The sequence below is a fragment of the Paenibacillus sp. NAIST15-1 genome, assembly GCF_001894745.1.
GTDB classification, from domain to species: domain Bacteria; phylum Bacillota; class Bacilli; order Paenibacillales; family Paenibacillaceae; genus Paenibacillus_B; species Paenibacillus_B suaedae.
The window spans coordinates 158,112-171,320 of the sequence record NZ_BBYF01000013.1 but is presented as its reverse complement, the minus strand read 5'-3'; the positions used below and the strand labels follow the sequence as shown (position 1 = coordinate 171,320).

Annotated in this window: 1 protein-coding gene (cut by a window edge); it reads right to left on the bottom strand. The window is 53.9% G+C overall.

Annotation, left to right across the window (positions count from 1 at the left end; translation table 11 throughout):
- On the bottom strand, positions 1 to 13,209 hold part of the coding region annotated (locus PBN151_RS22720; protein WP_370510447.1) for a non-ribosomal peptide synthetase (this coding region is incomplete at its 3' end). 15,581 nt of the annotated region lie beyond the right edge of the window; 13,209 of 28,790 annotated nt are visible.

Here is a 13,209-nt window from a genome sequence, read left to right as displayed (position 1 = left end):
CCGGTAGTTCCTGATGTATAGATTACATACGCCAAATTATTGCTATTCGCTGTGCTCGGGAGATCTTCAGGCGACTCCAACTCTATATGGTCATCGTCCAAACCTAGCACCGGACAACAAACATCATCCACTGCTGTGCTCGATAATAGCAGGGTAGCGCCGCTGTCCTCCAAAATAAATCGTACACGTTCCGCTGGATCCTGTGGCGATATCGGCAAATAGGCTGCTCCTGACTTCAGCACGGCAAGCAGTGCTATAGCCATTTTTACGGAGCGTTCACACTGTACAGCAACAAGACTTTCGGGCCCTGCCCCATGATGGCGCAAGACTCGAGCCAACTGGTTCGCCCGTTCGTTGAGCTGACGGTACGTCAAGCCATCTCCACCGCATGCAACGGCCAACCGCTCTGGCGTCTTTGCCGCCTGCTTCTCGAACATCGCTTGCAATGTTATATCTATGCTCTGGAGCGATTCAGCATTATCCGTTCCATTATTGAATGGCTTCGACATATTGAACTGCATCAGCAAGTGTTCCCGTTCCACTTCCGTCAGGAGGCAGATGCTTCCCAATGTCGCCTGCGGGTTCAGGGTAATCTGACGCAAAAGCTCCACAAAGTGACCAGCCCAGCGTTCAATTGTAGATCGTTCAAACAACATGTCGGCAAATTCCCACGAGCAGCGCATACCGTTCTCGTGTTCGATCACCGACAGCGTCAGATCGAACTTGGCCACATTGGACTCGAATGGATACGAGGTGAGTTGAAGCCCTGGAAGATCAAACTCCACCTGATCCATGTTTTGCAGAACAAGCATCGCATCGAAGAGAGGATTGCGGCTCGTGTCGCGCTGCCGAATCACCCGTTCTACCAGTTCTTCAAACGGATAGTCTCCATGCTCAAAGGCATCGAGTGCCGTCTGCTTTACTTCCTGTAGATAGGTCGCAAAGCTTTTCTCTCCAGACGGTTGCGTCCGAAGTGCTAATGTATTAACGAACATCCCCAGCATGCCTTCCAAATCTGCATGCGGTCTTCCCGCCACCGGCGATCCGACAACGACCTCTTCTTGCCCCCCAAGACGTGCCAGCAGCGTGCTGTAAGCAGCTAGCAGCACCATATAGACCGTAGCGCTGCTCATACGGGCCAGCTCACGCATTGCGGAGGTAAGATCGCCGTTCAGTTCTATGTCCACCCGGCCGCCTTTGAAGCTGCGTACGGCTGGACGGGGGTGATCAACCGGCAGGTTCAATATTGGTAATTCGCCGGAAAACTGTGCCCACCAGTATGCTTCTAGCTGACCGTATCCCTGACTAGAGATGTAGTGCTCCTGCTGCCATACCGCGTAATCTTTGTACTGCAGCTTAAGAGGCTCCAACGCTTCTCCCGCGTAAAGCTTCGCAAATTCGCCTATTAAAACGCTGATTGAGGTACCGTCTGAGATAATATGGTGCATATCGAACAGCAATACATGTCTCGCTTCTCCAAGACACACGACGGTCGCACGCAGCAGCGGCGCTTCGGTTAGGTCAAACGGACGGAGGAATGCATGAATATGCTCCTCAATCTTTTCTTCCTCAGCCTCCTCGTAGGACACAGAGAAGTTCAACACGTCCTGAACCAACTGTACCGATTCACCATCAAAGATAGTAAACGAAGTGCGCAGCGATTCGTGGCGGGCAATTAGTGCTCGCAGCGCATATTCCAGCTGCACCCGATCCAGTTCTCCTTCAAGTCGCAGTGCCACCGGCATGTTGTAACTAAGCTCAGCACCCTCTAACTGCTGCAAGACGTACAACCGTTTTTGAGCCGAAGACAACGGGTAATGCGCCCGTTCTCCTGCCGGGGCCAACGCTTGATAAATCACGCTGCCGTCCACAGCCTCCAGCGCAGCGGCCAGCCCTTCGACTGTTGGCGAGAGGAACATCTGTCTTAGCGGCAATTCTGCCCCCAGCGCCTGATGAATCCTCGCTACGAGCGTCATCGCCTTCAGTGAATGTCCACCCAGCTCGAAGAAATTGTCATGAATGCCTACGTGTTCAACGCCCAGTACCTCCTGCCACAACTGCGCCAGCTTCGCCTCAGCATTGGTTCGCGGCGCTGTGTATTCCGCTGCCGCTCCACTTCCCTTGATTACAGACGGCTTCGGCAGTGCCCGGCGATCCACCTTGCCGTTCGGTGTCAGAGGAAGCTCCTCCAACTGTACAAAGTACGATGGAATCATGTACGCTGGCAAAGATTCAGCCAAGGCGGCGCGTATCTCGGCTGTCGAAAGCATGTGCCCGCTCGTTACATAGGCGCATAATTCCTGCGCATGATCTTTATGCTCTTTCGTTTCTACAACAGTTACGACGGCTTCGCTTATGCCCGGAATGCGCAGCATGCTGGCTTCGATTTCGCTTAGCTCAATCCGGTATCCCCGAATCTTCACCTGATGGTCGATACGTCCCAGATGCTCCAGCCGCCCGTCAGGCAGCCTGCGCGCCAAATCTCCGGTTCGATAAATCCGTTCTCCAGCAACGAACGGATTGTCCATGAATTTCTCTGACGTCAGCTCTGGACGCGCCCAATATCCGCGGGCAACTCCCGTGCCTCCGATGTACAGTTCTCCTGCTACGCCGATCGGCTGCGGCTGTAGCGCTTCGTTCAACACATACACCTGCGTATTCGCCATCGGCCGTCCAATGCTGATCCGTTCATCCCCTGCCAAGCGATCGAACGTAGACCACACAGTCGTTTCCGTCGGCCCGTACATGTTGTAAATTTCCGCATCCGTATATTCCTTCAGCTGTCCATACAAGGTGTAAGGGAAAGCTTCCCCGCCGACCAGCAGCGTCTTGACACTCCGCAGCCGCGCCGCACTTCGCTTATCCCCAAGCAGTAGCATGAGACGCGAAGGTGTCATCTGCATCATCTGCACCGGATGCTGATCCAGCAGTTCCGCCAGTTTTGCCGGATCCTGCTGCGCTTCCTCGCTCGCAAGAACGATCTGCATGCCGCAGCTCAGCGGCACCCAGCTCTCCGCGGCGAAGATGTCGAAGGACACCGTCGTGATGCACAGCATCGTATCATGCATTCCAAACGGCAGCTCGCGAATCATTCCCGAGATGAAATTGACCATATTCCGGTGCTCCACCACGACCCCTTTCGGCAAGCCGGTCGTTCCGGAGGTGTAGATGACGTAGGCGCTGCCGGATGGTTTTATTTCCCCGCCGACAGGTGCAGAAGTATATGCGGCCAGATCTTCTGCGAAGGAGAATGAGGTGGCCTCATTGCTAACACTTGTTTTGTCACCGTTTTGGTCACCTTTATGGCCTTCTGCCTGATTGGCGCTTCCCGTCACCCCAACCATTTCTTCCGCCCGTACATCATTTACAACATCCTGCAATACATCATCTAGGCACAATACATGGTACAGCGATACATCGTGCAGCCCTGTCACAATCTCAAGCTGTGACGAATCCGTCAGCATAACCCGTATCTCGGAATCCCGGATGATCGTCTCCATGCGCTCCTGAGGCAAAATAGGATCGATCGGCACATATGCAGCACCGGCTTTTAAAATCCCCAGCAGCCCTGCGATGAGCTGCGGCGAACGGTTCATCAGCACGCCTACGCGCTTTTCCTCTGTTACTCCATGAGCCTGCAGCCATTGGGCAATCCGGTTCGCCTGCTCTTCCAGCTCCCGGTAAGTCAGCCGCTGGTCGGCGCACATCACCGCTGAACGATCTGGCGTCTGTGCCGCCTGCCGCTCGAACAACGAAGGAATGCTTGCTTCTTCCGGAATCGCTGCCTGCGTATCATTGAACTGCACGAGCAGTTGTTCTCTCTCAGCCGCTGTCAGCAGTTCCAGCTCCTGTACCAGAATGCTTGAGTCCGCTGCAATCTGCTCCGCAATTTGTACAAGATGCCTTTGCAAACGCTCCATTCCATCTTGTTCGTACACCTGCGCATTGTAGTCAAAATGAAGCGTCATCTCTTCCCCAGGCAAAATCATCACATTCAGGTCATAGTTGGTTTGTTCCTCTGCTTGAACTCCAGTAATGTTCAGCCCTGCCGCATCCCCCAGCGCGCCTGCCTGCTCCTCCACCGGGTAGTTTTCGAACACCAGAATGTGATGGAACAGCTCTCGATTTTTCGAGCTTTGAGCTTGAATCTCATGCAGCGGATAATAGTCGTAAGCTTGGGACGCCAGCGCTTGCTCTTGAATTCTTTGTACCACTTGGGCTACTGTGTCTCCCGGCTCACACTTCACCCGAACCGGAATTGTATTGATGAACAGCCCGATCATCCCTTCCACGCCAGGGAGATTTGCCGGTCTGCCTGACACCACGCTGCCGAATACCGCGTCGCTTGTCCCGCTGTATTGGTGCAGCAGCAGTCCCCATGCCGTCTGCAGCAGGGTATTTACCGTCACTCCCTGCTCCCGCGCTGCTTGGCTGATCTGTTCGGTTCGCTTCCGATCCAATGAACAGGTCACCCGCCTTGCTTCATATCCCTGCGTTTGGCGCTGATGTCTCGGAAGTTCTGCCGATTGGTCGAAGCCCGAAAGCAAATCTGTCCAGTAGTTTGATGCCGTTTGAGCGTCCTGTTCGGACAGCCAGCGAATATATTCGCTATACTCGCTCACTCGCGGCAATTGCGGCTCCTCTCCCTTGTACAAGGCCGCATACACTTCGAGTACTTCCTTGACCACGAGCGGCAGGCACCATCCATCCATCAGAATATGATGGAAGCTCCACAGCAGCTGGTGCAACTCCAGCCCCGTACGCACGACCGCTACACGCATCAAACCGTCCGCCTCTACCGCAAATCCTTTCCTGCGGTCTTCTTCCTTGAGCAAAGCCAATTCCTGCTCTTGTTCGGCAGCACTCTTCATCGTTAGGTCTAAATATTCAATCTTTAAGGCACGGCTTCGATAGACCACCTGCAGCGGCTGATCGTGCCAGCCGCTGTCTACGCTCGTCCGCAGTACCGCATGCCGCTGGATGACCATATTCCAGCTTCGTTCCAATGCGATTAGATCCAGTTCTCCCTGCAGCGAAATGAGCATTTGGTTCACATAAGCTCCCGCCTGCGGATCAAGACGGCTGTGGAACAGCATCCCCTGCTGCATAGGCGTCAAAGCATATACATTCTCTACGTCTCCGATGCGCCGATTCCGCTGGATCAGCGCCTCCAGCTCCTCGATCGTCATGCCCCGCTGCATCACATCGCTAGGCGTCAGTTCCGCGCATTCTTTTGCTGCGCAGTGACGAATCACTTCCTGCAAATGATGCTTCAGCCGCTTACCTAACTGCTGGATCGTTTTTTTACGATATTGCTCGGCACTATAGCTTACATTCAAAGTTAACGCTCCGCCGGCAATCATACCGTTGAAATCCAACGTAGCTGCCCTTTTTTGCCTATGGCTAACTGCATCCCCAGAAGAAAGTGGCGATATTTGGAGCGCGTTGCTTTGCAAGTCCTGGTCGAACTGACCCAAATAGTTAAACGAAATTTCCGGGTCGAGAGCTTGAATTTTCGCTGATGCCAAATAACGCAAAATTCCATAACCGACGCCTTTATGCGGGATGCTTCGCAATGTTTCCTTGACCAGCTTGATGCGCATCGGCAAATCCAGACCCTCTTTCATGTCCAGCATGACCGGATACGCACTTGTGAACCAGCCTACCGTCCGGCTAACGTCCACATCCGGCAAGATGGTCTCCCTGCCGTGCCCCTCAAGCATAACGGCCACTTGATCGATTCCGGTCCATTCCTGAATCGCCATTCCCAGCGCGGTCAGCAGCAGATCGTTAATCTCGGTTCCGTATGCCCGGTTCGCTTGCGTTAATAACTGCTGCGTTTCGCTCCGTGACCATTGCAGCGTCAACGCTGCGCTGTTTTCAATTTTATCTCCTCCTAGCTCGTTATCCTTTGGTAATGGGGCTAAACTGACATTCTTCAGTTGATTCCAATATTCATAATCCGTTTCCACAGCCAGGCTTGAAGCATATGCTTCCAATTGCTGTGCCCAGGCTTGGAACGAATCGGTTTTCAGCGGCAGCCGGATGTCCTGCCCTTGTACAACCTGCTCGTACGCTGTGGCGAAATCCTCCAGCAAAATCCTCCAGGAGATGCCATCAATTACGAGATGGTGAATCACGATGAGCAAATGATCGCCATCGCCGCATTGGAATAAGCCCAGCTTCACAAGCGGACCGGTCTCTAAGGAGATGCTGGCATGCAACTCGCGAGCCTTCGCTTCCACTAAACGACTCCACGATGGCTCTGCTTGCTCTTCCTGTAAATCAGGATCCTGCCAATCGTGCATTTGCCGATCCTTCTCTCGGAAGTCGAATACTTCCAAGCCGTAACATTCCCCTTCATTCACGGCACGGTTCCAAGCGGCATAGCTGCCGTCCGCTGCAGGCGTGAACACCATTCGCAGCGCGTCATGGTGTTCTGTAATCCGCTTCATCGCCAGATGCAGCGCCTCTACCTCAAACCGTTCCTCTCGATACAACATCACGGCTTGGTTGAAGTGATGCGCATCAACCAGATCCCGCTCGGCAAACCAGTGCTGAATTGGCGTGAGCGGCACCGAACCTCGAACCTGTCCCTGTTCCGCAATGCGGCTAACTGGAGCAATGTATTCGCTGAGCTGGGCCGCAGTTAGATATCGGAACAGATCCTTCATCTCCAGCTTATAGCCAGCCTGCATGAGTCGGGACATAGCTTGAATCGCCTTAATTGAGTCTCCTCCCAGGTCGAAGAAGCTGTCATGGATGCCGATCCGCGGCACCCCGAGCACCTGCTGCCATACCGACACTAGTGCCTGCTCCTCTGGTGTACGTGGAGCTGCATACAACGTATGGGCCATGACTGTATCCGGCTTCGGCAGCGCTTTGAGATCGATTTTACCGTTGGTCGTCACCGGCAATTGTTCAAGTCGCACGAAGGTGGACGGAACCATATATGCCGGCAGCGTAGAAGACAGCAAGCTGCGCAGTTCAGAAGGATCCAGTTCGCCGCCTACGACATAGGCGCACAACTGAAGGTTGCCTGAGGCATCCGGCAGTGCGGCCACGACGGCTTCGCTTACCTGAGCCGACCGCAGCAGTTCGGCTTCTATCTCGCCTGGCTCGATCCGATAGCCCCGGATCTTCACTTGTCCGTCTATCCGGCCCATGTACTCGAGATTGCCGTCCGGCAGCCAGCGAGCCAGATCCCCTGTGCGGTAAATGCGCTCTCCGGCCGCAAACGGACTGGCAATGAAACGTTCCGCTGTCAGCTCCAGCTGATTGAGGTACCCCCGGGCTAATCCAGGCCCGCTAATGCACAATTCGCCAGGTACGCCGATCGGCTGCAGTTGACCATTCGCACCCAACACATACATTTTCGTTTGGCCAATCGCTCTACCAAGTGTATGAGACTGCCGCGGATTGCTGACTGGCAAAGCGGCTGTCACTACGCTGTTCTCCGTCGGCCCGTACTCACTAACAAACTCAATGTGGCCGTATGAAAGCATTTTTTCAATCAACGCCGCACCGATCTTCTCCCCGCCGGTAACCACACTCCGGACGGTTGCCAGCTGTTCCGGCGCGATCATTTCAAACAGTGCCGCGAGCAGACCAGTTGGGAATTGCGCATGGGTAATCTTCTGCTCAACAAGCGTACGGATAATGACTGCCGGATCGCTCAGCTCTTCATCGCCCAGCATGACAACAGTCGCGCCTGCAACGAGGGGGCCAAAGAAATGCGAGATGAACGCGTCAAACACGAATGGGCTCGCATGCAGCACCCTGCCTCCGTCGAAGTTGTAGGTTGCTGCCTTCCAACGAAGCGTATGAACGATGCTTCCATGCTCCACCATGACGCCTTTTGGCTGCCCGGTAGTTCCTGATGTATAGATTACATACGCCAAATTATTGCTATTCGCTGTGCTCGGGAGATCTTCAGGCGACTCCAACTCTATATGGTCATCGTCCAAACCTAGCACCGGACAACAAACATCATCCACTGCTGTGCTCGATAATAGCAGGGTAGCGCCGCTGTCCTCCAAAATAAATCGTACACGTTCCGCTGGATCCTGTGGCGATATCGGCAAATAGGCTGCTCCCGACTTCAGCACGGCAAGCAGTGCTATAGCCATTTTTACGGAGCGTTCACACTGTACAGCAACAAGACTTTCGGGCCCTGCCCCATGATGGCGCAAGACTCGAGCCAACTGGTTCGCCCGCTCGTTGAGCTCCCGGTATGTCAGACCAGCTTCACCGCATACAACGGCCAAACGTTCCGGCGTCTTTTCCGCCTGCTCTTCGAACATCTCGTGCAGTATCATTTCTATATCCCGTGACAACTCAGCAATAGTTCCATTACCTTGTTTGAATGACTTCATCTCATACTCATTGAACTGCATCAGCAAGTGTTCCTGTTCCGCTGCCGTCAGGAGGCCGATGCTTCCCAATGTCGCCTGCGGATCGAGGGTAATTTGACGCAAAAGCTCCGCAAAGTGACCAGCCCATCGTTCAATCGTCGATCGATCAAACAACATGGCAGCATATTCCCACGAGCAGCGCATGCCGTTCTCCTGTTCACTTACCGATAGGGTCAGATCGAACTTGGCCACATTGGATTCGAACGGGTACGAGGTGAGCTGAAGCCCTGGAAGTGCCAGCTCCGCCTGATCCATATTTTGCAGCACTAACATCGCATCGAAGAGAGGATTGCGGCTCGTGTCGCGCTGCCTAACCACCCGTTCCACCAGTTCCTCGAAGGGATAGTCTCCATGCTCGAAGGCCTCGAGCGCCGTCTGCTTCACTTCCTGCAAATAAGTCGTAAAGCTTTTCTCCCCGGACGGTTGCGTCCGTAGTGCCAATGTATTAACAAACATCCCCAGCATGCCTTCCAAATCCGCATGCGGTCTTCCCGCCACTGGCGATCCGACAACGACTTCCTCTTGTCCCCCAAGGCGCCCCAACAGCACGCTGTAGGCGGCAAGCAGTATCATATACACGGTAGTGCCGCTCGCGCGGGCCAGCTCGCGTACGGCAGACGCAAGTTCACCGTCTAGCTCTACGTCAACCCGTCCACCCTCGAAGCTGCGCACGGCCGGACGAGGTTTATCAACCGGCAGGTTCAGTACCGGCAATTCTCCGGATAACTTTTCCACCCAATACGCTTCTAGTTCCTCGTACGCCTCACTATCGGCGTAATACTCCTGCTGCCATGCTGCATAATCTTTGTACTGCAGCTTAAGCGGAGCCAACATTTCTCCCGCGTACAGCTTTCCAAATTCATTTACCAAAATGCTGATCGAGGTGCCATCCGAGATAATATGATGCATATCGAACAGAAGCACATGATTCGCATTTCCGAGACGCACGACGGTCGCTCGCAGCAGCGGCGATTCGGCCAGGTCAAACGGGCGAAGAAATGTACGAATGAGCTCCTCGATTCCTTCTTCATGCGCTTCCTTATACGACACGCCCCACTTAACCTGATCCGATACCATTTGCACCGGCTCTCCATCCATGACGGCAAACGAGGTTCGCAGCGATTCATGGCGGGAGACAAGTGCTTGCAACGCCGTTTCCAGCCGTACCTGATCCAGTTCTCCTTCAAGCCGCAGCGCTACCGGCATATTGTAGCTCAGCTCTGCCCCCTCTAACTGCTGCAGGACATAGAGTCGTTTTTGAGCCGAAGACAACGGATAATACGCACGCTTGCCGATCGGTTGCAACGCTTGATATTCCTTGCTGCCAGCTGCCGTTTTCAGCGCTGCCGCCACTCCTTCGACTGTCGGCGAGAGGAACAGCTGACTGAGCGGCAGTTCTGCCCCCAGCACCTGATGAATCCTCGATACGAGTGTCATCGCCTTCAGTGAATGTCCGCCCAATTCGAAGAAATCGTCATGGATGCCTACGCGTTCAACGCCTAGCACTTCCTGCCATAATTGTGTCAGCTTCGCCTCGGCGTCGGTTCGGGGTGCTGTATAATCCACTGCCGTCCCGCTTCCCTCGATTCCAGACGGTTTCGGCAGTGCCCGGCGATCCACCTTGCCGTTCGGCGTCAGCGGAAGCTCTTCCAGTCGGACGAAGTGTGCCGGAACCATGAATCCCGGAAGTCGTGCGGACAGGGCCTTACGCAATGATGTCATCTCTATGGCTTGGTTCGCGACCACATAGGCACACAATTCGAACTCTCCCTGCTTCAACTCACAAGCGACGACTGCCGAATCCGCAACTCCTTCGAGCTCGGCAAGGTGCTGTTCAATCTCGCCTAATTCAATCCGATATCCTCTAATTTTTACTTGGTGATCATTGCGTCCGGCAAATTCCAGGCTGCCATTAGGCAACCAGCGTACCAGATCTCCCGTTTTATACAGTCGTTCCCCTTCCACAAAGGAACTTGGGATAAATTTTTCCTCAGATAGCCGTGGTCTGTTTATATATCCGCGCCCTACTCCTGCACCACCGACATACAGCTCTCCATATACGCCGATCGGCTGCAAAAGTTCATTTTGAGGATTCACGACATAAAGCCTTACATTTGGAAACGGCTTTCCGATCGGTACGTTCCCCGACGTTGTTAATGGATACTGCTTCGGATCTCCTGTCCACTCATAGAAGGAAGAATCCACGGTCGCTTCCGTAACTCCGTAACAATTAATAATCCGCATTCCATGTCCGAACCGTTGAAGCAGCCAATGGAAATCAGGGTTAAGACAACGGTCTCCCCCCAAAATTAAAAGCCGTAACGAAGGGATATCTATTTTCCGCTCATCGATGTATTTCATAATGGTCATGACTAATGACGGCGTCGAGTTGAGCAGTGTGATCGCATGCGTACGGATTAATCCTGCTATAGCTGCGGGTTGCAATCGCAGCTCGCTTGGACAAATGACCATCGTTCCGCCGAAAGGAAGTGTCCGTGCCATATCTTCGACAAATACATCAAACGAGAAGCTGGCCATCTGCAGCAATCGGACTTCCTCTGAGTCCAAACTGTAAACTTGTTTCCAAGCAAATATTCGTTCGATTACATGCCCATGCTCAATCATGACGCCCTTCGGCTTGCCAGTAGTGCCCGAAGTGAAAATAACATAGGCCAAATCTCCAGGCTCAGGCAGTTGCTGTGAAGTGCCTTCCGCTGCTGCTGGGGCATCGTTTTCCAAATAAACAACATCGTAATCCGCTCCCCATGCCTCGCCGCATTCCCGTTCTGCAAGAAGAAGACGGGCACCGCATTCTTCCAGCATATAGGCAATCCGTTCGGTTGGATAATTGGCATCCAGCGGTAAATAGGCAGCACCCGATTTCCAGACTGCCAATACGGACACGACCATCCAGACGGAACGAGATACAAGAACGCCGACAATTTCCTCAGGACCGGCTCCATGCTGTTTTAGTACCTGAGCGTAAAGGCCGGCTAGATCATTCAGCTCTGCATAACTCCAATTGCGATTGTCGTAAATGACTGCCGTACGGTTCGGATTCAACAACACTTGTTCTTCAAACAGTTCGAGCATCGTCTTGCTGCCTGCAGGTTCAATCCGCGCCGGGTTAAACTCTTGCATCAATTGACGTTCCTGTGCCGCCGTAAGCAGAGAAACAACTCCTAACGCCGTTTCAGGCTGTTTCACTACATGGCGCAAAAGCTCGGCAAAGTGTTCCGCCCAACGTTTAATCGTATCTTCCGTGAAGATTGCTGACGAGTATTCCCAACTGCAGGTGAATCCCTCCCCCTGCTCGGATACGATCAGGGTTACGTCAAATTTGGCTACCGTGTTCTTCATCACATACGGCGCCAACTGAAGATCGGGAAGCTCAAGCTGCGCCTGATCCATGTTTTGCAGAACGAGCATCGCGTCGAAGAGCGGATTGCGGCCCGCGTCGCGCTGCCGAACGACCCGTTCTACCAGTTCCTCGAACGGATAGTCCCCGTGCTCGAAGGCATCGATCGCTGTCTGCTTTACCTCCTGCAAGTAAGCGGCAAAGCACTTTTCCCCGCTCGGGTACATCCGCAGCGCCAGCGTATTGACGAACATCCCCAGCATGCCATCCAAGTCTGCATGAGGCCTTCCCGCCACAGGCGATCCAACAACTACTTCTTCTTGACCCCCAAGGCGCGCCAGCAGCGTGCTGTAAGCAGCAAGAAGCACCATGTACACCGTAGTGCCGCTCGTGCGGGCCAGCTCCCGAACGGCAGACGAAAGCTCGTCGTCCAATTCTACGTCCACTCGGCCGCCTTCGAAGCTGCGAACGGCCGGACGAGGATGATCCGCCGGCAGGCTCAGTACCGGAATTTCGCCCGCAAACTGTTCCACCCAATACGATTCCAACTGCCCATACACTTGACTATCTGCGAAGTGCTCTTGCTGCCATGCCGCGTAATCTTTGTACTGCAGCTTAAGCGGAGCCAACGCTTTTCCTGCGTACAGCTTTGCAAATTCATCTATCAAAATGTTGATCGAGGTGCCGTCCGATATAATATGATGCATATCAAACAGCAGCACGTGGCGTGCTTCTTCAAGACTCACGACGGATGCACGCATCAGCGGAGCTTCACTTAGGTTAAACGGGCGGACGAAAGCCCGTATGGACTCCTCGATCTCTTCTTCCCGAGCTTTCTCATATGCCACAGAAAAGCTCCAGTTTTCCTGTATCCGCTGCACCGGCTCGCCGTCCACAACAGCAAACGAAGTGCGCAGCGATTCATGGCGGGCAATGAGCCCGTGCAGAGCTGCTTCCAGACGCTTACGATTTAATTGGCCTTCAAGCCACAGCGCCACCGGCATGTTGTAGCTTAGTTCAGCTCCCTCTAATTGCTGAAGGACGTACAGCCGTTTTTGGGCCGAGGACAATGGGTACTGTACCCGTTCGTCTGCCGGGGCCAACGCTTGATACCCCGTTCTGCAAGCCGTAACGTCCAGCACGCTCGCAATTCCTGCAACCGTCGGCGTGAGGAACAGTTGTCTTAACGGCATTTCTGTCCCCAACGCCTGATGAATCCTCGATACGAGCATCATCGCCTTTAAGGAATGACCGCCCAATTCAAAGAAGTCATCGTAAATGCCTACGCGTTCCACACCCAGCACTTCCTGCCATAATTGGGCTAGTTCCGCCTCAGCGTTGGTTCGCGGCGCTGTATAATCCGCTGCCACTCCGCTTCCCGCGATTCCAGACGGCTTCGGCAGTGCTCTGCGATCCACCTTGCCGTTTGGCGTCAGC